The organism is Halostella sp. PRR32 (assembly GCF_034808085.1).
Taxonomy (GTDB): Archaea; Halobacteriota; Halobacteria; order Halobacteriales; family Natronoarchaeaceae; genus Halostella; species Halostella pelagica.
On sequence record NZ_JAXHGL010000002.1, the window covers coordinates 849,809 to 870,490 of the forward strand.

23 protein-coding genes are annotated in these 20,682 nt (G+C 65.6%); 13 read left to right on the top strand and 10 right to left on the bottom strand.

The window, feature by feature from the left end:
• The first annotated feature begins 63 nt into the window (after positions 1-63).
• The 3 genes from SM753_RS09405 to SM753_RS09415 are packed head-to-tail and all read left to right on the top strand — an operon-like array spanning position 64 to position 2,044.
• A complete protein-coding gene (locus SM753_RS09405; protein WP_323191393.1) occupies positions 64-777 on the top strand; it encodes an SDR family NAD(P)-dependent oxidoreductase in 714 nt (237 codons plus the stop codon).
• Between the two features lie 38 nt (positions 778-815).
• A complete protein-coding gene (locus SM753_RS09410) occupies positions 816-1,397 on the top strand; it encodes a hypothetical protein (RefSeq protein ID WP_323191394.1) in 582 nt (193 codons plus the stop codon).
• Positions 1,394-2,044, top strand: coding sequence for a hypothetical protein (locus SM753_RS09415; protein ID WP_323191395.1), 651 nt, complete (start codon positions 1,394-1,396; stop codon positions 2,042-2,044). Before SM753_RS09410 ends, SM753_RS09415 begins: the two co-directional genes overlap by 4 nt.
• A gap of 11 nt (positions 2,045-2,055) precedes the next feature.
• Here the strand turns inward: SM753_RS09415 and SM753_RS09420 are convergent, their stop codons facing one another.
• A complete protein-coding gene (locus SM753_RS09420; RefSeq protein WP_323191396.1) occupies positions 2,056-3,180 on the bottom strand; it encodes an ORC1-type DNA replication protein in 1,125 nt (374 codons plus the stop codon).
• A gap of 141 nt (positions 3,181-3,321) precedes the next feature.
• The gene (locus SM753_RS09425) at positions 3,322-3,480 is read right to left on the bottom strand and encodes a hypothetical protein (RefSeq protein WP_161972977.1); all 159 of its coding nucleotides are present in this window, start codon (positions 3,478-3,480) and stop codon (positions 3,322-3,324) included.
• A gap of 149 nt (positions 3,481-3,629) precedes the next feature.
• On the opposite strand from SM753_RS09425, the gene SM753_RS09430 reads away from it, so the two are divergent.
• Positions 3,630-3,941 (top strand): hypothetical protein, encoded by a 312-nt coding sequence (locus tag SM753_RS09430; RefSeq protein ID WP_323191397.1) that lies wholly within the window; start codon positions 3,630-3,632, stop codon positions 3,939-3,941.
• A gap of 204 nt (positions 3,942-4,145) precedes the next feature.
• On the opposite strand, the gene SM753_RS09435 is transcribed toward SM753_RS09430, so the two are convergent.
• Positions 4,146-6,188 carry a helix-hairpin-helix domain-containing protein gene (locus tag SM753_RS09435; RefSeq protein WP_323191398.1) on the bottom strand — a complete coding sequence of 681 codons (2,043 nt, stop codon included), beginning with the start codon at positions 6,186-6,188 and terminating at the stop codon, positions 4,146-4,148.
• Between the two features lie 466 nt (positions 6,189-6,654).
• Here SM753_RS09435 and larE point away from each other — a divergent pair, with 466 nt between their 5' ends.
• On the top strand, positions 6,655-7,587 hold the full coding sequence (larE, locus tag SM753_RS09440; RefSeq protein WP_323191399.1) for an ATP-dependent sacrificial sulfur transferase LarE: 933 nt from the start codon (positions 6,655-6,657) through the stop codon (positions 7,585-7,587).
• 254 nt (positions 7,588-7,841) lie between these two features.
• A complete protein-coding gene (locus SM753_RS09445; protein ID WP_138796468.1) occupies positions 7,842-8,228 on the top strand; it encodes a hypothetical protein in 387 nt (128 codons plus the stop codon).
• A 96-nt stretch (positions 8,229-8,324) separates the two neighbouring features.
• Here the strand turns inward: SM753_RS09445 and SM753_RS09450 are convergent, their stop codons facing one another.
• Positions 8,325-9,317 carry a twin-arginine translocase subunit TatC gene (locus SM753_RS09450; protein WP_135536742.1) on the bottom strand — a complete coding sequence of 331 codons (993 nt, stop codon included), beginning with the start codon at positions 9,315-9,317 and terminating at the stop codon, positions 8,325-8,327.
• A gap of 107 nt (positions 9,318-9,424) precedes the next feature.
• On the opposite strand from SM753_RS09450, the gene SM753_RS09455 reads away from it, so the two are divergent.
• From SM753_RS09455 to SM753_RS09465, 3 genes are read left to right on the top strand one after another with little or no spacing between them, the layout of a single operon-like run.
• The gene (locus tag SM753_RS09455) at positions 9,425-11,665 is read left to right on the top strand and encodes a twin-arginine translocase subunit TatC (RefSeq protein WP_323191400.1); all 2,241 of its coding nucleotides are present in this window, start codon (positions 9,425-9,427) and stop codon (positions 11,663-11,665) included.
• A 57-nt stretch (positions 11,666-11,722) separates the two neighbouring features.
• Positions 11,723-11,905: a ribbon-helix-helix domain-containing protein gene (locus tag SM753_RS09460; protein WP_135536740.1), complete on the top strand. Its 183-nt coding sequence runs from the start codon at positions 11,723-11,725 to the stop codon at positions 11,903-11,905.
• 43 nt (positions 11,906-11,948) lie between these two features.
• On the top strand, positions 11,949-12,152 hold the full coding sequence (locus SM753_RS09465; RefSeq protein WP_135536739.1) for a hypothetical protein: 204 nt from the start codon (positions 11,949-11,951) through the stop codon (positions 12,150-12,152).
• Between the two features lie 28 nt (positions 12,153-12,180).
• Here SM753_RS09465 and SM753_RS09470 read toward each other — a convergent pair whose 3' ends face one another.
• Positions 12,181-12,954, bottom strand: coding sequence for an SAM-dependent methyltransferase (locus SM753_RS09470; protein ID WP_323191465.1), 774 nt, complete (start codon positions 12,952-12,954; stop codon positions 12,181-12,183).
• 240 nt (positions 12,955-13,194) lie between these two features.
• Between SM753_RS09470 and SM753_RS09475 the strand changes: the two genes are divergently transcribed.
• Positions 13,195-13,938, top strand: coding sequence for a DNA polymerase sliding clamp (locus SM753_RS09475; protein ID WP_323191401.1), 744 nt, complete (start codon positions 13,195-13,197; stop codon positions 13,936-13,938).
• A 29-nt stretch (positions 13,939-13,967) separates the two neighbouring features.
• On the opposite strand, the gene SM753_RS09480 is transcribed toward SM753_RS09475, so the two are convergent.
• Positions 13,968-14,609 carry a hypothetical protein gene (locus SM753_RS09480; protein ID WP_138796471.1) on the bottom strand — a complete coding sequence of 214 codons (642 nt, stop codon included), beginning with the start codon at positions 14,607-14,609 and terminating at the stop codon, positions 13,968-13,970.
• Positions 14,610-14,920: 311 nt separating this feature from the next.
• On the opposite strand from SM753_RS09480, the gene SM753_RS09485 reads away from it, so the two are divergent.
• Positions 14,921-15,946 carry a DNA primase large subunit PriL gene (locus SM753_RS09485; protein WP_135536736.1) on the top strand — a complete coding sequence of 342 codons (1,026 nt, stop codon included), beginning with the start codon at positions 14,921-14,923 and terminating at the stop codon, positions 15,944-15,946.
• A 1-nt stretch (position 15,947) separates the two neighbouring features.
• Here the strand turns inward: SM753_RS09485 and SM753_RS09490 are convergent, their stop codons facing one another.
• From SM753_RS09490 to SM753_RS09505, 4 genes are all read right to left on the bottom strand, one after another.
• Complete coding sequence (locus SM753_RS09490; protein ID WP_135536735.1) at positions 15,948-16,196, bottom strand: hypothetical protein; 249 nt, start codon at positions 16,194-16,196, stop codon at positions 15,948-15,950.
• A 41-nt stretch (positions 16,197-16,237) separates the two neighbouring features.
• Positions 16,238-17,287 carry an iron transporter gene (locus SM753_RS09495; RefSeq protein ID WP_323191402.1) on the bottom strand — a complete coding sequence of 350 codons (1,050 nt, stop codon included), beginning with the start codon at positions 17,285-17,287 and terminating at the stop codon, positions 16,238-16,240.
• A 68-nt stretch (positions 17,288-17,355) separates the two neighbouring features.
• Positions 17,356-17,868, bottom strand: a complete 513-nt coding sequence (locus SM753_RS09500; RefSeq protein WP_323191403.1) for a helix-turn-helix domain-containing protein — start codon at positions 17,866-17,868, stop codon at positions 17,356-17,358.
• Complete coding sequence (locus SM753_RS09505; protein ID WP_323191404.1) at positions 17,865-18,275, bottom strand: hypothetical protein; 411 nt, start codon at positions 18,273-18,275, stop codon at positions 17,865-17,867. The genes SM753_RS09500 and SM753_RS09505 overlap by 4 nt, the downstream gene beginning before the upstream one ends.
• Positions 18,276-18,378: 103 nt before the next feature.
• Here SM753_RS09505 and SM753_RS09510 point away from each other — a divergent pair, with 103 nt between their 5' ends.
• Together SM753_RS09510 and SM753_RS09515 are read left to right on the top strand one after the other, a co-directional pair.
• Positions 18,379-19,017 (top strand): SWIM zinc finger family protein, encoded by a 639-nt coding sequence (locus SM753_RS09510; RefSeq protein WP_138796475.1) that lies wholly within the window; start codon positions 18,379-18,381, stop codon positions 19,015-19,017.
• 498 nt (positions 19,018-19,515) lie between these two features.
• Positions 19,516-20,643, top strand: coding sequence for a methyltransferase (locus SM753_RS09515; protein ID WP_323191405.1), 1,128 nt, complete (start codon positions 19,516-19,518; stop codon positions 20,641-20,643).
• Positions 20,644-20,682 lie beyond the last annotated feature (39 nt).

The window sequence follows — 20,682 nt, forward strand, 5'->3', positions numbered from 1 at the left end:
TAACTGCCGTGGCGACCGTCCGTTCGGCCCGAACGTTTTGTCACCCGACGACTATGCTACTGTATGGCACGAACTGCGGTCGTAGCGGGCGTTGGTCCCGGTCTCGGCGAATCGATCGCCAGGAAGTTCGCCAGCGAGGGCTGTAACGTCGGCCTGTTCGCCCGTTCCGACGAGTACCTGGGTGAACTGGCCGGCGAACTGCACGCGGAGACGGCGGGGGACGCCGCCGCCGTCCCGACGGACATCACCGACGAGTCGCAGGTCGAGAGCGCGTTCGAGCGCGTTCGCGAGACGTTCGGTCCCGTCGACGTGCTGGTCAACCACGCCGGCGGCGGCGGGTGGAGCGGTCTCCGCGAGTCGTCGGCCGAGGAGTTCGAGGACGCGTGGCGTTCCTGTGCATACGGCGCGTTCCTCTGTTCGAAGCGAGCGGTGTCGGACATGGTCGATGGCGACGGCGGGACGGTCATCTTCACGGGCGCTACCTCCGCCGTCCGCGGCCGCGGCGGCGCTGCCGGGTTCAGCAGCGCGAAGTTTGCGGTCCGCGGCCTGGCCGAGTCCATGGCTCGTGAACTCGGCCCGAAGGGGGTCCACGTAGCCCACGCGGTAATCGACGGGCAGATCCTGACGCCGGACGCGAGAGAACAAGCCGACGGCCGCTCCGAGGACACCTTTCTCGACCCGGACGCTATCGCGGAGTCGTACTGGCATCTCGTCGAGCAAGACCGCACCGCATGGACGTTGGAACTCGACCTCCGGCCGGCCGTCGAGGAGTTCTGACGTCCGACGCTTTTGCCGCCGGCGACCGTACGTCGGACATGTCGCAATCCATCCTGTCGGACGAGCGAACGAACGCTGCGCTCTCGTGGCTGTCCGTCGCCTTCCTCCTGTTCGCGACCGTCGAGAGCTTCGTCACGGGCGAACCGCTGTGGGGCGGGTTCGCAGCCGTCGTCGCGGCCGTTGCTCTCATCCCCGCGGTCGTCCGGCGGTCCGCGACGACGATGCCGCCGCCGGAACTCGTCGGCCTCGCGGCGCTGCCTGCCGTCGTTCGGTCGTACGGACTCTACACGCGGATCGCCGGGTACGTGGCCGTCGCCGCGCTCGCGCTTCTGATCGCGGTCGAACTCGACGTGTTCACTGAGATCGAGATGACCGCCCGGTTCGCCGTCGCGTTCGTCGTCATCACGACGCTTGCCGTCGCCGGCGGCTGGACCGTTGCGCGGTATTTCTCCGACCTGTACCTCGGCACCAACTTCTTCGCCGACATCCCGGACATGATGTGGGACCTGGTTACCGCGGCCACCGTCGGCGTGGTCGCCGGCGTCGTCTTCGAACTGTACTTCCGCCGGTTCAGCCCGGCAGCGACCGTCACGCGCGACGGTCGGGAGGAGTTCGGATGAACCTCCGCGACGCGGTCGGCCTGACCGACTCCTCGCTGTGGCTCGCTGTCCGCGGGCTACAGCTCCTGTTACTCGGCATCGCCGGGTACGCGGTCGCGACACTCAACTTCGGACTCGTGGTCAACGCTGTCTTGCCGCTCCTGGTGACGCTCACGCCGGAGTTCGTCGCCTGGCGCTACGACCACACCATGAGCGGCGGTCTCGCGCTGTGGATCGCCACCGCGGCGTTTCTCCACTCGGTCGGTGCGCTGGGCCCGTACAAATGGGTCGGCTGGTACGACCAGGTGACACACACCCTCTCCGCGACTCTGGTCGCCGGCGTGGGCTACGCTCTCGTGCAGGCGTTAGACGAGTCGTCCGACGCCGTCGACTTCCCGCCGAAATTTCGGTTCCTCTTCATCGTCCTGTTCGTCGTGGCGTTCGGCGTCGTCTGGGAGATAGCGGAGTTCGCCTCGGGGGGTCTGGCCAGTCTCGTCGGCGGACAGGCGGTGCTCGCCCAGTACGGCATGAGCGACATCGTACTCGACCTCGTGTTCAACGGTCTCGGCGCGGTGGCGGTCGCGCTCTGGGGAACCGGCTACTTCGACGGTGTCGCCACGGTACTCTCCCGCGGTATCGCCGGCGTCTTCGGGCGGCAGGAAAGCTAGGCTACGGCTGATCAGAGCCGTTCGAGGACGGCGTCGGGGTCGTACGCCAGCGTTAGCGACCGCGACCGCCCGCGCCCCTCGACGTCCGTGTACTCCGTCTGGACCAGACCGAGGTTGTCGAGTTTGTTGATTATCTCCGAGTAGCGGGTGTATCCCAGGTCCGTCTCGTCGTGGAACGCCTCGTACACGTCGCCGGCCTGTTCACCCTCGTGTTCGGCGATGACGCGAACCAGCGTTCGCTCGCTGTCGCTCAGGTTCTCCAGGCTCCGCGAGAGGTGGACGAACTTCGACTTCTCGTACGCGCTCTCGACGTCCTCGACAGTGACGTTCTTGCTCGCGCGCATCTCAGCGTTCAGCCCCGCCCGTCGCAGGAGGTCGATACCGACCCTGAGGTCGCCACTCTCGGCGGTGAGTTCGGCCACCCTTTCGGTGACGGAGTCCGCGATCACGTCGTCGTGGAAGCCGCGCCTGACGCGCTCGTTCAGGATGTCGACGATCTCCTGCTGGCCGTAGACGGGGAAGTAGATCTCCTCCGGGCGGAAGACGCTCTGGACGCGCCCGTCGAGTTCGTCGATCAGGTCGAGGTCGGGGTCCGACGAGATGACGATGACTCCGATCCGTGCGCCGGTGTGTTCCTCGTGGGCCCGCAACAGCGAGTACAGCGTGTCCGAGGCCTCGCTCTCGTAGAACAGGTAGTTCACGTCGTCGAGCGCGACCACCAGCACCTCGTCTTCCTCGACTAACTTCTCCGTGATCTGACCGAACAGTTTCTTGAAGGAGATGCCGCTGGAGGGCGGTTCGTAGTCGAACATCGCCTCGAACAACTGCGAGAACACCGAGTAGCGGGTGGCATTGACCTGGCAGTTCACACGCGTCGTCCGGACGCTCGGCTTGCCGGACAGTTCGCCGAACATCTTCTGGATCGCCGTGGTCTTGCCAGTCCCGGGTGGTCCACGGACCATCGCATTCAGGGGTCTGGACCCGCGGACCGCCGGTCGAAGACAGTGTTTGAGGCTGTCGACCTGGCTTTCGCGGTGTCTGAACGCCTCCGGAACGTAATCTATTTCGAAGACGTGTTCGTTCTGGAACACCGATTCGTCCCAGGACAACATCCCCTCGTCGGGGTCGTCCGCCATTACTTTCACCACGCTGCCGTAGACACTTAGTCTTTCGGCAGACAGGTGTCAGACTCTTCGCTTTCGGGCGTTTTGCCCGCCTGACCCCCACAGTCGAGCTATCGGGTTCTGACACGTCACGGCGGCGGGTGTCCCTGCGGTTTAGGGCCCTATGATCCGCTCTTCGACTTCGGCGCGTTTCCCCGCTTCGTCGTGTTTGTCCTGACGGTGTTGCTGGGCGTCTTCGACGACGCTCTCCATGTCGTTGTCCCGCGCGCTGTACTCGCAGTTCGCCTCCGGACAGTCGTAGTTGTACGGCACGTGTTTCCCCCCTTCGACGGAACGACCGACGACGACGTAAGGGTTTGGCCGCTCTCTCCGGTCCGCCGTCGCGATCCCGGTTTCCCGCGTCGCTCTCGCGACGGACTCCGCCCAAAAGTTAAAATACTGATAAACCGCACGGAGTTCGTATGGATCTGGAGCCTTCCGACAATATCCCGGAGTTCCTCGTCGAACGTTTCCACGAACTGCCGGCCGAAGAACTCCGAGCGGTCGCGGAGTACGTCCAATCGGACGAGTTCTTCACGTCGAGCGACGTACCGGACGACCTCACTACATCGTTCGAACTTCAGGACGACCAGACGATGGAAGCGATCGGGGAACACGTCGAGAAGTTGGCCGTCTACAGCGAGGAACACGGCGGACAGCCGATCGAGGAAATAACCGACGAATCGGAAGAGGACGAAGAAGACGACGACGCACACCGCTGGCACGGGTTTTGAACAGAGGGGACCAAATCGCTCGCTGTTGGCCGGTAGGACGCTTTCGCTCGTCGGAACACGGATCGGACCGAGAGTTACTCTCCCGCTCATACTGTCGGACGGACCGACGCGACGAGATTCGACACTTCGGAGTATCGACCGTTTTCACCGGCCTCGTCTGACAGTATCAGTCGCCCGTCCCAGCGTCGCTTTCCGCCGCGACGGTCAGGACTCGAACTTCTCCAACAGTCCGTCGTAGAACGCCGCCGCGTGGTCGGCGGCGCTTGCGCCCCCGTCGCCGTCCGCGTCCGTCGCTAACTTCTCAACGATGAGTTCCGGCGTCGACCGAGCGAGGTGGTCTTTGACCGGCGAGCGGTTCACCTGCAGTTCGCCGTCTTTCAGGCCCTTCGCCTCGATGCCGTCGATAGTTACGTCGAAGTCGGCGGCGTCGCGGATCTCGCCGGCGAGGTGCGAGACGAAAACGCCCGCGGCACCGTTCTCGTGGAGGGCTTCGAGGATGCCGGCGATTATCTTCGCGCTCGCGCCGGGTTCGGTGATGCTCTCCAGTTCGTCGACGAGCACCAGCGACCCCTCGCCGCCGGTCGCGAGGTCGGCGAACTCCCGCACGGTGGACTCGAACGCGCCCGCGTCCAGCGTTCCCTGCGTCTTGGCGTGGTAGTGGAGTTCCTCGACGCGTTCGACCCGCGCGTACTCGGCGGGGACCGGTAGGCCCATGTGCGCCAGGACGACCACCGTCGCTACCATATCGAGCGTTGACGTTTTCCCGCCGCTGTTGACGCCGGAGAGCAGGGCGACCCCGTCGACGCCGTAGTCAACCGGATCGACCGCTTCGTGTGGGACGTCGAGCAGCGGCGAGCGCCCGCGTTCTATCTCGAACCCGCCGCGGGATTCCGTCCCGTCCGATCCGGCGAGTCCGCCGCCGAACTCGGGCATCGTGCAGTCGAAGTCCGCGGCGAAGCGCGCGACGGCCAGTTCCACGTCGAGTTCCAGTGCCGTCCGCACGAGCGCCGCGGCCGGGTCGCGCAGGTCCGCGAGGTCGCTCGCCAACTCGCGTTTCAGCGCCGTGGCGCGTCGTTCCTTCTCCGCGGCGAGGTCGTCGCGGAGGCGGGAGATGGCCTCCTCGTTCCGCTCGACCGGAAACGTGGGTTCGTCGGAGAACGCCCGCTTTATCATCTCGGCCTCACCGGCGTCCAGGTCCAGCGCGTCGATCACGTGGTCGCGAGCGGCGTCGGCCGCCGCGGCGTACTCGTCTGCCAGTTCCCGCGAGAGCAGGGAATCGACGCCCGCACCCTGTTCGACCAGCGAGAGGAGGTCGGCCCCTTCGACGGTCACGTCTCGCTCGCGGATCGACTCCCGGAGGCGGTCGTTGGCGACGCTCTCGGCGGTGCCGACGGCGGCGTCCAGGTCGTCGACGGCGGCCGTCAGGCGGTCGAGTTCGTCATCGCCGACGACGGTTCCGTCCTCGTCGATGCGGACGAGGGCGTTTTCCAGGGTGTCGAGGTCGCAGGGGGCGTCCATACCCGCCGCGCGGTGAACGTCGACGGCGGCCCGCAGGCGGTCGCGGTTCGCCGCGAAAAACGAAAGCACGCGTTCGGGTACGACGTCGGCGGGGTTCTCCAGCGCCGACGGTGCGACGCGAACGTCGCCGTCCACGTCGACGCCGGCGAACTCCTCGTCGAGCGCGACGACGGTGGCGTACCCGCGGGCGAGTTCCGCCAGGTCGCGGGCGTCCTCGACGACCTCGACGCTCAGTTCCGGCAACGCGTCGCGCGCCTCGCTGTAGCGCTCTGCGTCTTTAGTCGCGACGCACCGGTCCCGAACGCGGAGGTCGTCGGGGCTCGACAGCGGTTCCACGCCGTCCAGCGCCTCGACGAGTTCCGGCGTCGGGTCGCGGTCGGTCGCCGACGCGACGAACTCGCGGACCTCCTCGATGCGCGACGCCGACGCGCTCGGGTAGAACGTCTCCAGACGCTTCTCGGCGTACTCCGTTACCGTCCGCTCTCGGAGCAGGCTCAACACCTCGTCGTACACCTCTCCGGCCCTGTCGGTCGCGAGGAACCCGCCGGGGTCGTCGTGGTCCATCCGGATCGCTGCCCGCGCGATGCGGGCCGCTCGGCCCTCGCTGATACCCGGTGCATCCGAAAGCGTGGCCACGTCGCCGGCCTGCAGCGCTCGCTCGGCGTCGTCGAGTTCGGCGAGCGCCGTCGCGGTCTTCTCGCCGACTCCGGGGATCGCCTCGAACTCCATCTACCTCCCCAATTTGGGGGGGAGGGGAAAAATCCCCCGCCCGGAACCGCCGACACGACCGGCGGCGTTCGGCGCGCACCCCTCGGCTTCCGGTGGAGATGTCCGCAGAAGTCACACGACCGGTCGATCCGCCACCTCTCCGGCGGCGTCGGGTTCCACCGGAAACGCGGCACTGTGTTAAACGTTGGCGTACTAACTCGAAAACCCCACCGCTTCAGGTGGAACTCCCTGGGTCCGCACCGACTGGCTGTCGTCGGAGCGATACTCGACGAGGTTGGCCCCGTCGTCACTGACATCTCGACGGGGGTGACGACCTACCTCACTGTTCGACTATCTTTCCCGCCGTCTGCGGTGCGGATCCGACGTCGGTAGTGCAGAGTTCGCGCTGGTTTCCGCAGCACTGCCCAGGTCCGGCTCGTCGTCGACGATGTAGAAGGCTTTTGCGCGCCGGATGCAAACGCTAACTATGTCCCTCAAAGAGAAGATCACGGCCGTCCGCGAGGACCTGGCGGAACGCGACGGCGTGTTGATCGCGTTCAGCGGCGGCGTGGATTCGGGCGTCGTCGCTGCCCTCGCCCGCGACGCCCTCGGCGACGACGCTGTCGCCTGCACGGCGAAAAGCGAGACGCTCCCGGCGGCCGAACTCGACGACGCCCGGCGCGTCGCCGACGAAATAGGCATCCGCCACGAGATAGTCGAATTCAGCGAACTCGACAGCGCGGCGTTCGTCGAGAACGACGGCGACCGCTGCTATCACTGTCGGTCGATGCGGCTCGGGCGCATGTTCGACGCCGCCGAACGGCTGGGTATCGAGGTCGTCTGCGACGGGACGAACGCCAGCGACCCGGGAGAGGGTCATCGCCCCGGCCTGCAGGCGGTCGACGAACTCGACGCGTACTCGCCGTTGCTGGCCCACGGCATCACCAAGGAGGAAGTCCGGGAGATCGCCGACCGCTTCGACCTCTCGGTCGCGGACAAGCCCTCGATGGCGTGTCTCTCCTCGCGGATCCCGACCGGCCTCGAAGTGACCGAGGAGCGTCTCTCCCGCGTGGAGAAAGCCGAGACGATCCTCCGTCAGTGGGGCTTCTCCCAGTTCCGCGTCCGCGACCACGACGGTCTCGCACGCATCGAGGTCGCGCCCGACGAACTGGACGCGGCGCTGGATCTCGACTTCGTGGAAGCGGTCCGCGACCACCTCGCGGACGTCGGCTTCGACCACGTCACGCTCGACCTGCACGGCTACCGTACCGGCAGCGTCAGTCCCGACGAGGACGACGAACCGGTCGTCGAGAACGTCTTCGCAGAGGGCGACGGCGACGGCCGCGGTGACGACGCCGTCACCGGGGACGACTCCGACAGCGGCGACGTGTTCGCCACGGACTACCCGCGAGCGGAGTAACCACCGTTCCGACCGTCCGCTCGAACACGCACTCGCGGCACTCACTACGGGATCGCCGCGGACCCATGCTCGACGCGTTCGTCGCTGCGGCTGCGTCCGAACCACCGTTTGACGCCTCTGGTGGTACACAAACGTTTGATTATCCGCCGAACGCGTTGGCCTGTTCTGAAGTACCCGTACAGAAACCGTTCGAACCACCGCGAATATTGACCGAACCTTCACGGAAGTAAGGTAACGGACGGTAGGGATCCGTGATGGATGGAGACGAAAGCCCGACGAACTGGGAGCGCAGAACGCACGAGATGCGGTCAACCGTGTACGTGGATTACGTTCACGGCTCCGAGGACGTTCGAATCCGGATCACTCCGCCGGAAAACACCGCGGACGGCGGGCACGCCCTCGACGTGACGCTGTTTCCGTACACCGAGAGTTCGGAGTCCTACGACGTGCGGGCGGTGGCTTCTCGCGACCGCGCCGAACGGATCGCCCGCGAGTTCATCGACCTCTTCGATGGCGCGTACGATGGTCCCGGCGGCGACGGCGGTGGCGGAACGGCGCTGGAGGGTGCCGCGACCTACGCCCTCCAGCGGACGCGCCCCACCGAGGCAGTCGGGACGGACGTGCCGTCGCGGGACTCGTAACTACATTACACCCGGTCGGTCGGTGGCCGCCCGTTCACGCCCTCGACCCCGACCGCTCCGAGTCCGGTGTTCGAAGACGCGTCTGTCAACCGCGCGTCAGCGGCCGACCCAGCGCAGTATCGCAAGCGTCCCCTCGAACAGGATCACCATCGTCGCGGCGATGATGATGGGCGCCATCCCCGTCGGGTCCGGGCTGAACAGGAAAGCGATCCCGAGGAACGCGCCCCAGAAGTAGAGGCGGCGGTTCGCGAGCCACTTCCGGGTCGTGATCCCCATCATGATCGCGAGCATGATGAAAAGCGGGATCTGGAACACGACCGCAAGCATCCCCATCATCATGAGGATGAGATTGAACGTGTCCTGAAGCGCGAACGCGATGTCGGCGGTCTGCTGGGAGTAATAGAGGAAGTACGTAAACAGCGCCGGGAGGACGAGGAAGTACGCGAAGGCGACGCCGACCACCGCGAGAACGAGACTGGTCGGCACCGCAGCGAGGTAGTACCGTCGCTCCTGCGGGTAGAGGCCGGGCCGCATGAACAGGTACGTCTCGTAGACGAACACCGGCAGGGCGAGGATCAGGCCGGCGAGGCTGGCGAGTTTCAACTCCGCGAGTTTCAGTTCGAGCGGGCCGTAGACGTGGGGCGGCGCACACGACTCGGCACCCGGACACTGCGTTATGGTTCCGGGGTGGATATGGTACCAGATGGTCGTGATGAACTCCGAAGCGAAGGGGAAGGCGGCGCTCGTCACGATGGCCGCGAGAAACAGGACGACCGCCAGCCGGCGGATCATCTCTTCGATGTGGACCGCTAGGGGAAGTTCCTCGTCGTCCGGCGGGTCGGTCCACTCCTCGTCGGCGTCGGGTTCGGGAGCCTCGCCGTGTCCCGGCGTTCCGGCAGGCGGCGCGTCGACGTTGTCTCCCGTTGCCGTCTCGGCGGACGGTTGCGGGAACGGGTCGTCGGGGGCGTCGTCGGCCGTCGGGACCTGATGCTCCGGGACCTCCTGCAGGTCGGGCGACTCCCACGTGTCGTCGGGATCGTTTTTTGTCAGCCCAGAATCGTCGTCCGGGTCCTCCGGCTCCTCCGGCATTCGTCCGAGAATAGGCGGGCGGCATCTTATAGGCCTTTTTGTACCGAGTACGCCGCCGACGAGAGAAGAAGATTGATAACTCCGAGCTAGTAACCCTCCGACGACGAATGAGTTCAGCCGTCGACGAAGATACAGCGAAGGCCATCAACTCCGGCCGGGAAACCATCGGCGCGATGCTCTCGTCCGCGCAGTCACACCTTCAGAAGGTGTTCATGGTCTTCGTCGTCGGTCTCGTCGGAACCATCTACGCGCTCCGGACGTTCATCTGGGACTTCCTGCAGTCGAACACCACGTCCCAGCTCGCCGGCACCGTCGCCGAGGGACGGGTCAATTTCATCGTCCGGACCCCGTTCGACGTGATCCTCTTGCAGGTGAAGATAGGCCTGCTCGTGGGCGTTTTACTCGCGATACCGTTCTTGCTTTACTACTCGAAAGACGCGCTGAAAGAGCGTGGGTACGACTCCGTCGTTCCGGTCACTCCTGCGCGGGTCGCCGGGTTCATCCTCCTCTCGGTCCTGTTGTTCGCGGGCGGCATCGTGTACGCCTACGCCGTCTTCTTCCCGTTCATGTTCGAGTTCCTCGCGGTCAACGCCGTCCGCGCGGAGATCAAGCCCAGTTACGGTATCGTCCTCTACACGCAGTTTCTCCTCCTGTTGACCGCCTCGTTCGGCCTCGCCGCGCAACTCCCGCTCGCGATGAGCGTCCTCTCGTACGCGGAGATCATCCCCTACGAGACGTTCCGCGACAAGTGGCGCTACGCCATCGTCGGCATCTTCGGGTTCGGCGCGCTGTTTTCGCCTCCCGACCCGTTCACCCAGATCATGTGGGCCGCGCCGCTGGTCATCCTCTACGTCATCAGCCTCGGCCTCGCCAAGGTGGTGACGAACGTCCGGCGGGCAGGTGCCGCGCCGGACGCAGTCGAGAGCGGGTCGATGGGTCGGACCGTCGCGCTGGTCGTCGCCGCCATCCTCGGCACGTTCGCCGGGACGGTCGGCGCGATTCGAACCGGCGGCGTGGCCTACGCGAACCGCGAACTCCTGCCGGTCGTCGAGCGAACCGTCGTTCCGGTTCTCAACGACACCCTCCTCCCGATGCTGCCGTTCGGCCCGGGACAGGTGACGACTCGGCCGCTGTCGACGCCGCAGGCGTTACTTGACCAGGCAGTCGTTGCGGCGGAAATCGGCGTCCTCGTCGGCGTCTTGCTGGTACTCGTCTTCACTGTCCGGGTACTCCGTGCGCCCGTCGCACCGCGGTACGACACCGTCACGGGCACGCCGGACCCGGAGGATATCGACGTCGATGCGCTGGACGCCGAGGGCGTCCGCGCCGCGCCGCCGGAGGTGTTCGCTGACTGGGGCGAAGACGATGCGCTCCGGCACGCGCGCGAAGCGATGAACGACGACCGACCGGAGAAGGCCGAAGCGCTCCTCGACCGCCACGACGAGGTGACGGCGATGCAGGCCGAGGCCAACGACCCGGCGGACGCTCCCGGCGGCGAGTCGGCTGCGGCGGAGGACGACGGCCCCGGCGTCGTCACCAGCACGACCACGGGCGTCGTCGACGCGTTCACCGAGGACGACACTGACGAGGAGGACATCGGCGGCTACTACTACGACATCAGCTTCGTCCTCCAGAGCCTCACCTCGAAGATGTTCCGCATCGTCGGGGTGTTCATGGCCGTCCTCGCGACCACCTTCTTCTGGCTCTACCGCGGCGGTATCGGCCAGATCCGGGAGGACTTCCTGCGGAAGATGCCGCCGGAAGTGATCGGCGAGGTGCAAGACCCCGTCATCGCGATGCACCCCGTCGAGGCGCTCATCTTCGAGGTGAAGGTAAGCACCATCCTCGGCGGCATCGCCGTCCTGCCGATGATCGCCTACTACGCCTGGCCGGCGGCGGCCGAACGCGGGATCGTCAGCGGCGACCGCCGCGTGTTCGGCTTCTGGGGCCTCGCCATCGTCGCCGGTCTCGTCGGCGGGAGCGCGGTCGGCTACCTCTTCGTCGCGCCGACGATCATCTCGTATCTCGTCTCGGACGCACATCAGGCCGGGATGGTCATCTCCTACCGCCTGAAGAACTTCTTCTGGCTCATCTTCCTCACGACTGCGGGCATCGGCATCCTCGGTAACATCCTCGTCACGCAGATCCTGTTCCACGTCGGCGGTCTCATCTCCTTCGAGGCGATGTACGAGCGCTGGCGGATCGTCACGATCCTCATCTTCGCGCTGGCCGGCGTGTTGACGCCCTCGGGCATCCTGACGATGATGATCGTCTCTATCCCGGTCGCACTGACGTATCTGCTCGGCCTCGGGATCCTCTTCGTGCTGACGCTGCCCGGACGGCTCTGACCGGCGTTCTGCTCCGACCCGGCCGGTTTTAACACCGTCCTCCGATATTACACGGCTATGCCCAAGATAAGCGTCGAGATCCCGCAGGAACTGCTGACGGATCTGGACCGACACGTCGGCGAGGACGGCAAGTACGTCAACCGGAGCGAGGCCGTTCGGGCGTCGATACGGAAGAACCTCGATATCTTAGACGAGATAGACGAGCGTCACGGCCGCCTGGAGGACTCGGAGCGGTCGTAGACAACGGTCGTGGACATTTCCGTGGGACCGTCGTAGGTCGGGCATGGGCTCGGACGGCCTCATCGAACTGGACGAGGAGTGCTGGACGGCGCTCGCGAAGTACAATCTCCTGTTGAGTACCCTGTTCGCAGCCCTGTTGCTCGTGACGCGGACGGTAGCGCCGGAGCAGACTGTCCTCATCGTCCAGAACGGGGTACTCGCGCTGCTGTTCGGCGGCGTCCAGACGTACTGCTGGATCTCGCGGTAGTCCGAAGCGGAGAAGTAAGCGGCCGGGTTCAGTCGGTTCGCTTCGCGAAGCCGAAGCGCGGCTTCACGTCCGTCACTTCGATCTCGACTTCCTCGCCCTCGTCGGAGTTCCGCACGAACAGCGTGTAATCGTCGACTTTCGCCACGCCGTCGCCTTCGCTGCCTTCGTCGACGATTTCGACGGTCAGGCGGTCGTCTACGCGGACGGGCGCGGTCAGGCGGCCCTTCGCGATCAGGTACATCTCCGAGGACTCGTCGCGTGAGGCGTCGGGACTGGTCGTACGGACGTACTCGAACTCCGCTTCCATATCCTCGCGCAGGTCGTCCAGGTCCGGGCCCTGGAACACTTTCACGGCGAAATCTCCGCCGGTATCGAGGAGTTCCAGTGCCGTCTCGAACGCCTGCCGGGCGAGGTGAACCGAGCGCGCGTGGTCGAGACTGTACTCGCCGGTCATGTTCGGTGCGAGGTCGGAGATGACGACGTCGGCGGAGCCGGCGATGTCGACGACCTCCTCGCGCGTCTCGTCGTCGGTCATGTCCCCGCGCACCGTCTCGACGTGAGCGCCGTGGTCGTCCTCCAGCGGGTCGATCCGCTGACGGTCGACGCCGATCACGGTACCGCCGTTACTGGCCATCTCCGCGGCGACCTGCATCCATCCGCCGGGAGCAGCACCGAGGTCGACGACGGTGTTTCCCGGGCCGATCAGGCCCTCCAGCTGGTCGAGTTGCTTTAGCTTGTAGGCGGCGCGGCTGCGGTACCCCTGCTGTTTCGCTTTGTTGTAGTACTCGTCGCGGCCGGACACCATTACCGGACCCCTCCGGGACCCTGAACCGATAGAACAGCGGCAAATTCTCTCATCTTGGTCGCAGATACGGCGGTACGACGGAAAAGCTGACCGATGCGCCGGACGTATCGCGACCCGAGACGACGTGGGGTCTCGTCCCGTCCTGAAACTCCCCACGGCAATGCGGCGAGTGGGCGCTCGCGCGGACGCGCGGAACGCGTGCCTTTTTATAGCGGGGAGCCAAATCTCGACGCAATAATGTTCAAGGCGATAGTGAGCGCGGAAACGCTCCGGACGGCGCTCGATTCCGTGAGCGTGCTGGTGGACGAGTGTAAGATCCACTTGAACGAGGACGGTATCGAAATCCGGGCCGTCGACCCGGCCAACGTTGGGATGGTCGATCTCTCGCTCTCGGCGGACGCGTTCGAATCCTACGAGGCCGACGGCGGCCTCATCGGCGTCAATCTCTCGCGACTGGAAGACATCGCCGGAATGGCCGACGCCGGCCAGCTCGTCGAACTGGAACTCGACGAGGAGACCCGGAAGCTTCACACGCAGATCGACGGTCTCGAGTACACGCTCGCGCTGATCGACCCCGACTCGATCCGCCAGGAACCGGACATTCCCGACCTGGACCTGCCCGCGGAGATAGTTATCGAGGGTGCCGACATCGACCGCGCTGTCACGGCCGCCGACATGGTGTCGGACCACATCGCGCTCGGCGTCGACGAGGCGGACGAACTGTTCTACATCGACGCCGAGGGAGACACCGACGACGTCCACCTCGAACTCGACCAGAGCGACCTCATCGACCTGCAGGTCGGCCCGGCTCACTCCCTGTTCAGTCTCGACTACCTGAAAGACATGAACAAAGCCATCGCCAAGGACGCGGAAGTGACGATGGAACTGGGCGAAGAGTTCCCCGTCAAACTCCACTTCGACATCGCCGAGGGGAACGGGCACGTCACGTTCATGCTGGCACCGCGCATCCAGAGCGACTGATCTAGACTGCGTTCGACTGTCGTCTCCGATTACGTTCGACGGTCGATAACTCGCTTTGCGGCCGTCGCCTTCTCCTTCCAGCCGTACCCCTCCTCGTAGACGTGACGCTTGCTGGTGACGAGTTCCTCCGGCGAGGCTTCCTCGAACCCCCCACGTGACCAGGTCCCGCTCTCGTGAAGCCACTCGACGACCTTCTCTTTCGTCTCGCGCCAGGAGAACCCGACCATCTCGTAGTACGCGATCATCGCGAAGACGGCGTTGTCGTGACAGCCCGGTACGGACCCTTCGCGGTAGATAGTCCGGAGCGGGTCGCGGTCCGGTTGGCTCAGATGTTCGCGGCGCTGTTCCGGACTGGTCAGCGCAAGGTCGCCGTCCTCGGCGCGGACGCGGTTGGCGGCGTCGTCTCCCTCCGTCCCGTCGCTGCCGACCTCGTAGACGCGGTACTCGTCGCGCAGCAGCGACAGCGCAGCGGCGTGAATCGATCCCCAGTCACCATCGACGGCGTCGCGGACCGCGGCCTCCGGCCGGGGGTCGGCCGAGAGGACGGCGACGATGTCGACGTAGGCTTTCTCGATCTCCGCCCACGACGTGCCGGCGAACCGACAGTCCGTCTCGTGGAGGTCGTTCGTCGTCCGGCAGTCGGGACAGGGGTAGTCGAAATACGGTACCACGAACGCTCGTAGGGAAACGCTCGGACTTAGTTCGTCCGATCGCCGGTTGATCGCGACTCGACTCCGCGGTCTGTGTGTCCGGGTCCGGGTGCCGTAGCGACGGATCTCCTGTCGCGACGCGAAAACGGTTCGTCGCGCGGGGAGCGGCCCTCTGATCGCTTGTCACGCGGTATACGAACGTCGGCGTTAGTAAGGCGGTGTTACGGTTTCAGGGTAGACGCGCTCTACGCGTGACTCAGTCGTTCTGAGAGGTAAGAACGGCTTACCGCTTACCGGGTGATTTATCGGTGCCCGCGAAGAACTGAGCGGCGATGAAACGGTTCCACGCTCGGTACCCTTTCCTCGACGCCGCGCGGGAGGCGGTCGACGAGGCAGCGGTCGATCTGGCCGACCTCGTGGCCCGCGATGACCCCGCCGCCGTCGCGCGCGCCGTCGGCCGCGTCGAGGCCGCCCTCTCCGGGGAGACGACCGGCGACCCACACCGGAGGCCGCGGGTCGAACTGCTCTCCTATCCGATCGCGCGCGTCCTCGTCTCGCTCGTCGAGGACCCGGTCCTGACTCGAAAGTACGCCCGCGCCGAAGCCGTCACCGCCTACCTGCGATTCACCGACGACTTCGAGGGCGACGAACTCCGGAGCGCCAGCGGCGAGCGGATGACGCTCGACCGTCTCCTCCGTGAGTTCGACCTGGCCGCCGCCATCACCGAAGCCGACGGCGGGTTCCGGGTCGACGTCGGCGAGTATCTCTCGCTCTCGGGCGATCTACCGGGCGACCGGTGGCAACTCACGACTCGGGCGCTGTCTGACGGCGGCGTTCCCGTCGACCGCGAGGAACTCCACCTCCTCCTGCGTCAGGCGGTCGAACGCCGGGTGAGCGCCGGCCTGCCGCTGAGAGTTCCCGAGGCCATCGCCTCGGAACTCGAAGCGGCGGTCGACGACGTGGAGGAGTCGCTCGCGGACCTGGAACTGGCAGGCGACATCGACACCGTGGTTCCGGACCTGTTTCCCCCCTGCATGACGAACCTGGTAGACCGAGTTCGGGACGGCAAGGACCTGCCCGAACACTCCCGATTCGTCCTCACGTCGTTTCTGACCGCTATCGGGATGGACGAGACGGAGATAGCTGAGTTCTGTAGCGGCGACGCGGACGCCTACCGCACGGAGCGGATCGCGACCGCTGACGGCGGGACGGAGTATCCGCCGCCGAGTTGCGAGACGATGGTCGCCTACGGGGACTGCGTGAACACCGACGAACTGTGCGAGACGATACCGCACCCGATGAAGTACTACGAGAAGCGACTCGATTCGGCCGACGCCGCGAGCGACTGGCGCGATTAGTTCACACGCCGTTTGCGTTGTCCGATTCGACCTGCTCGGCGTCGGACTCGAAATCGGCTTTCGCCAGGCCGTAGCCGACCCCGAACATGAGCAGGATGAACAGGAATATCACGCCGACGAACACCTTCCCACCCTCGGTCGTCAGTTCGCCGTTCTCGGAGAACGTCGTCCCGACGAACATCATCGCGCCGATCATGACCCCGACGGACCCCACGGAGACGGCGATCTCGACCAGCGTCTGTCGTTCCATACGTCCGCCGATACTCCCGGCGGCCAAAAGCGCTTCGAAGGTCACTCGACCGAAAGCGTCGTCTCCGACGAGGCGACGAACGCGGTTTCGTACCCCTCGTGACGCGCGGTCTGCGGCGGGACTTCGACCTGGATCGTTAGCTCGTCGCCCGACTCGACGCCGTCTACGGCGGCCCCGTAGTGGTAGTTCAGTTCGGGATCGAGCGCCCGTTCGAAGGGGCCGTCGAACACCGTTTCACCGTCGCGTTCGAGCGTCCCCGACACCGCCATCTCCGGAAGCAGCATCTCGTTGTATCGGGTTCGAGCGGACAGAGCGAGATACGTTCCGTCACCGCCGAAATCGGCGGCATCGAGGGCGGTAGCGACGAAGACGGCGTCGCCGCTTTCGGCCTCGCCGAGGCGCTTGCCCGGCAGCGGGTCCGGGGCGACGGCGTTCGGGAACGACATCGACATCGGTGAGAGTGCTTCCCGCGCGCCGGCGTCGTCGAACTCCTCGAACGCGAGTGACTCCGTTCGCTCCTCGCTGTACTCCCACTCGATCGTCACGCTGGCCGGGTCGCCGAACTTCCCCTCGAACCCGCGTGTTCGACGGGTACTCGTGCCGCCGACGCTGACGCTTACGTCGTAGGTGCCGTCGCCGTCGAGCGAGAAGTTAGCGCCGTAGTGAAAGCCCATCGTCTGGGAGATCATCGGATAGATCACCTCTTCGCTGGTGAGGTCCCCGTCGGCATCATGGATCTCCAGGGTCAGTCCGGTGTCGGGGAGGACGGTTCGGCTCTCCGGGTCCCAGACGACGGCCATGACGTGCGCGTCGTGTTTATCGAGCAGTGACTGCTTCTCGACATCCTCTCCGGTCACGGTCCAGAACCGGTGGGGGTAGCTGTACGTCAGCGCGAACTTGTAGTCGCCCGCCTCCGCGCTCCCGACCATCGCCATGCCTTCGCGGTGGGTCGGCAGATAGACCGCATCGGGCCGGTCGTCGAGTACCGGCGGTATTCCGGAGGAGTCGGTTTCTAACAGGCTTCCGAGACAACCGGCCAGCGCGGTGGCTCCGAGGCCCCCGCCGGCGCGCAACACGTCGCGTCGATCCATACGCATCCCTCCGTATTCGGCGAGAAAACGCGTTCTGGTTCACGTGTCGAATCCGATCGGCCAACGGCTCACTCGGCGAGCATATTGTCGACGAGGCGGGTGAACCTGTCGACGAGGCGCTCCGGAATCGACGGCTCAACGGCGTCCAGAAGACGGGCCGTCGCCTCGGGTCTCGCGAGGACGAGCGTCACCCGACCGCGGTCGTCGCGCTCTTTTCTGACGAGATCCTGTTCGGTCAGATGGTTCAGGTGGTACTCTAGCGTGCTCCGGGCGACGCCGAGTTCGTCGGTCAGGTCGGCAGGTCGTTTCGGGCCGTACACGAGCAGCATCGCTATCAAGTCGCGCGCGGTCTCGCGGCGACACATCGCTAGCGCTCCCCGTTCCCACTCGTCGGTGCCCGGCGGGAAGTAGTGCGTACGGCCGTACAGGTTCTCCCGAACGAGTCGGTCGGAGTCCAGCAGTCGGCCCATGTGGTACTGGACCTGTCCCGACGCGAGGTCGAGCGACCGGACGAGTTCGTTGAAGTGGACGCCGGGATCGGATTCGACCTGCTGTTCGATACGGGTGCGAGTGGCGCTCATACGTCCCCCTCCGTAACGTCTGGTGCTGTCGTCCGGGACGCGTACACCGCAGCGATGACGAGACCGGCCATGGCAACGTCGAGTGCGTGTTCCGAGAGGTGGTGGACCCCGTCGGAAAGGATCCCCATCATCGTCAGCGCCGCGACGGACGTTCGGGCCACGAGCGTCCCCAGCGCGAGGACGATAAGCAGGTAGGGCTTCGTCTGCCGCCGGAAGAGCGCCGCCAGACCGAGACCGAGGATGAGGGCGGAGGCGACGCCGGCGAGACCGATAACGGTGACCAGCGCCGGGTCGCCGGAGGTGGGCGAACTGTGGAGCGGGTTCATGCGTTCGCCTACGAGGAGCGTCGGCCTTAGGGTTGTGATTTTGCACCACGTCCGCCGCCCCGAACTCTCTCGATCTGTCATATCGATCCACGTACGTGCAAGACTTACCCGTACCGAGCCCCAAGAACCGGTACAGAGTACGGCAACGCGCCGGAACACGGCGCTTCGCCGACTCGCATCACCCATGACGCAAACAGAAAACACAGTCGCGTCATCGAAAGCCACGCTCGACGTTCCTAGGGACACGGAACTCGACGAGCGGTCGCTTCGAGCGCGCACCGAACAGATGTCAGTCTCCGCCTTCGGCACCGATCTCTACGAGGTCGCGTCCGAGAGCGGCAACACGTACCACGTCAACCTGCCCGCCGGGCGGTGTACCTGTCCTGACCACGGCATCCGCGGCGAGCGGTGCAAGCATCTCCGCCGGGTCGCTATCGAGATCAACGAGGGTCGCGTCCCGCCGCCGGGACAGGTCACCGCCGACTGCGCGGTCTGTGACGGGACGACGTTCGTCCCCCGCGACACCTCGGGACCGCACCTCTGTCCCGACCACGCGGTCAGGGCCGGCGACCGCGTCCGCGACCGCGAGACGGGCGACCTGCTGACGGTCGTCACCGTCTCCGAGACGCGCGCCGACGAGGTCGCTATCGACAACTCCGTCTACTCGGTCGCGGAGTACCCCTCGAACCGCGACTACGACCACGACGACCCCGTCGCGGGCGTCGTCTACCCGCAGTCGGTTCGGATCGACAGGGACGGACCGAAGCCCGAGTCGCTCAAGGTGTACTCGTTCCCGCTGTCCCGTCTGGAACGGCTGGAGTAGGACGGGTCGCGCTTTCTTTCGGTATTCCGCCACGGTCACTCGACGAGAGCCGCTCGGCCGGGGAGACCACCAATTTTTACTGCTCGGGCCCTAAACACCGCGGTACATTGACCACGGGCTCCGGGTCGAACTCCGTCTCCGAGTGATTCGCGCCACCGCGCGGAAACGAGGACGGGTTCGGCCGGCTCGCCAACTGTGGGCGTTTCGGTGACTCGACCGGATTCGCGATCGGTCGTGGCTCTCGGCGGGGCGTCACGCTGATTGGCACTTCGTACACGCCCTGCGCCTAGTCGCGCGTGAACCCCTTCTACGAGTTCTCTCCGACGAGCGCGCAGTGCGTGGGACGATTCGCTAGCCGACTGCCGCGAGTTACGACCCCACGTCAATGCCAGACACTACATCGACGAAGCCGACGTACAGCCGACAGCGACGCTTACCCGTCCACCAAACGACCGCCCGCTGTTTTCGCGGGTTTCCGGACCCGGCCGGAGGATCGCCATGACGAGCGCTTCTCGCGAGTTAGCCCTCGAATCGCGCGTTCCGGGCGCTCGTCCGACCTATCGCTTCGACACCGCGGACGGCGTCTGCTCGAAACGCTCGTTCCGGACGTCCGAACTCCTGCTTTTAGAATCCCTCTGGGACGCCGACCTCGGCCGCCTGCTGACCGTAGAATCCAACTACGGGGTCGTCGGTATCGTCCTCGCCGACCGCGCCTCGTCCGTCCGAATGGTGGAGTCAAGCGCCCGTGCGGTGCGGCTCTGCGACCGAAACGCACGCAGAAACAGCGTCGACGCCACGACCGCGCTCGTGGCCGATATCTCTGCGCTCGACGAGTCGTTCGACACGGTCGCGTACGCTCCGAAGCCCTACACCCCGATTTCGGTTGGAATGCAGCGGATCGTCGACTCCCTCTCGGTGTTGCGACCCGGCGGGAGTCTCTATCTGGCGGCGTCGAAACAAACCGGGCTCACGCGCTACGAGGACTGCCTGCATCAGACAGCCGCGTCCGTCGAACGGCTCTCCGAGCGCGACGGGGTCGCTCTCCTCGAAGCGACTCGACCCGGGTCGTTCGACCCGCCATCGCACGTATCGCCGCGGTCGATACGGCCGGAGATAGACGAGACAACTCTCTCGCTGGTGACCGTTCCGGGTCTGTTTTCGGCCTCCGGACTGGACGACGGGACGCGTCTCCTGCTGGAGACGACGAGTATCGAAGACGACGAAACAGTGCTCGATCTCTGCTGTGGATACGGAGCTATCGGGACGTACGCCGGGCGAGTTGCGGACTGCGAGGTGTGGCTCAGTGACGATGACCGAGTTGCGACGACGTGTGCGCAACAGAGCCTTCAGGCGTCCGGCGTCGACGGGACCGTGGTAACCGCTGACTGCGTTGCGGGCGTCGCTGACCGGACGTTCGATCGGGTTCTCTGTAACCCACCGACGCACGCCGGCGCTGGCGTGCTCTCCGAACTCCTCGACGGCGCACGTGACGTTCTCGCGCCCGGCGGCGAACTCGCGATAGTGCATCACCGCGAACTCGACCTCCGCGACCACCTCTCTCGGTTTGACGCGATAGAACGGCTTCGGACGGGGGCCGACCACGTCGTCCTGAGCGCGACCGACTGACCGGTTTCGCAGTCCGCGGCTCGGTCCGTTGGCGACGAC

Excerpts from the sequence above, each read along its gene's own strand:
- SM753_RS09405 (WP_323191393.1), top strand. The coding sequence starts at position 64 with ATGGCACGAACTGCGGTCGTAGCGGGCGTTGGTCCCGGTCTCGGCGAA.
- SM753_RS09410 (WP_323191394.1), top strand. The coding sequence starts at position 816 with ATGTCGCAATCCATCCTGTCGGACGAGCGAACGAACGCTGCGCTCTCG.
- SM753_RS09415 (WP_323191395.1), top strand. The coding sequence starts at position 1,394 with ATGAACCTCCGCGACGCGGTCGGCCTGACCGACTCCTCGCTGTGGCTC.
- SM753_RS09420 (WP_323191396.1), bottom strand. The coding sequence starts at position 3,180 with ATGGCGGACGACCCCGACGAGGGGATGTTGTCCTGGGACGAATCGGTG.
- SM753_RS09430 (WP_323191397.1), top strand. The coding sequence starts at position 3,630 with ATGGATCTGGAGCCTTCCGACAATATCCCGGAGTTCCTCGTCGAACGT.
- SM753_RS09435 (WP_323191398.1), bottom strand. The coding sequence starts at position 6,188 with ATGGAGTTCGAGGCGATCCCCGGAGTCGGCGAGAAGACCGCGACGGCG.
- larE (WP_323191399.1), top strand. The coding sequence starts at position 6,655 with ATGTCCCTCAAAGAGAAGATCACGGCCGTCCGCGAGGACCTGGCGGAA.
- SM753_RS09445 (WP_138796468.1), top strand. The coding sequence starts at position 7,842 with ATGGATGGAGACGAAAGCCCGACGAACTGGGAGCGCAGAACGCACGAG.
- SM753_RS09450 (WP_135536742.1), bottom strand. The coding sequence starts at position 9,317 with ATGCCGGAGGAGCCGGAGGACCCGGACGACGATTCTGGGCTGACAAAA.
- SM753_RS09455 (WP_323191400.1), top strand. The coding sequence starts at position 9,425 with ATGAGTTCAGCCGTCGACGAAGATACAGCGAAGGCCATCAACTCCGGC.
- SM753_RS09460 (WP_135536740.1), top strand. The coding sequence starts at position 11,723 with ATGCCCAAGATAAGCGTCGAGATCCCGCAGGAACTGCTGACGGATCTG.
- SM753_RS09465 (WP_135536739.1), top strand. The coding sequence starts at position 11,949 with ATGGGCTCGGACGGCCTCATCGAACTGGACGAGGAGTGCTGGACGGCG.
- SM753_RS09475 (WP_323191401.1), top strand. The coding sequence starts at position 13,195 with ATGTTCAAGGCGATAGTGAGCGCGGAAACGCTCCGGACGGCGCTCGAT.
- SM753_RS09485 (WP_135536736.1), top strand. The coding sequence starts at position 14,921 with ATGAAACGGTTCCACGCTCGGTACCCTTTCCTCGACGCCGCGCGGGAG.
- SM753_RS09490 (WP_135536735.1), bottom strand. The coding sequence starts at position 16,196 with ATGGAACGACAGACGCTGGTCGAGATCGCCGTCTCCGTGGGGTCCGTC.
- SM753_RS09495 (WP_323191402.1), bottom strand. The coding sequence starts at position 17,287 with ATGGATCGACGCGACGTGTTGCGCGCCGGCGGGGGCCTCGGAGCCACC.
- SM753_RS09500 (WP_323191403.1), bottom strand. The coding sequence starts at position 17,868 with ATGAGCGCCACTCGCACCCGTATCGAACAGCAGGTCGAATCCGATCCC.
- SM753_RS09505 (WP_323191404.1), bottom strand. The coding sequence starts at position 18,275 with ATGACAGATCGAGAGAGTTCGGGGCGGCGGACGTGGTGCAAAATCACA.
- SM753_RS09510 (WP_138796475.1), top strand. The coding sequence starts at position 18,379 with ATGACGCAAACAGAAAACACAGTCGCGTCATCGAAAGCCACGCTCGAC.
- SM753_RS09515 (WP_323191405.1), top strand. The coding sequence starts at position 19,516 with ATGACGAGCGCTTCTCGCGAGTTAGCCCTCGAATCGCGCGTTCCGGGC.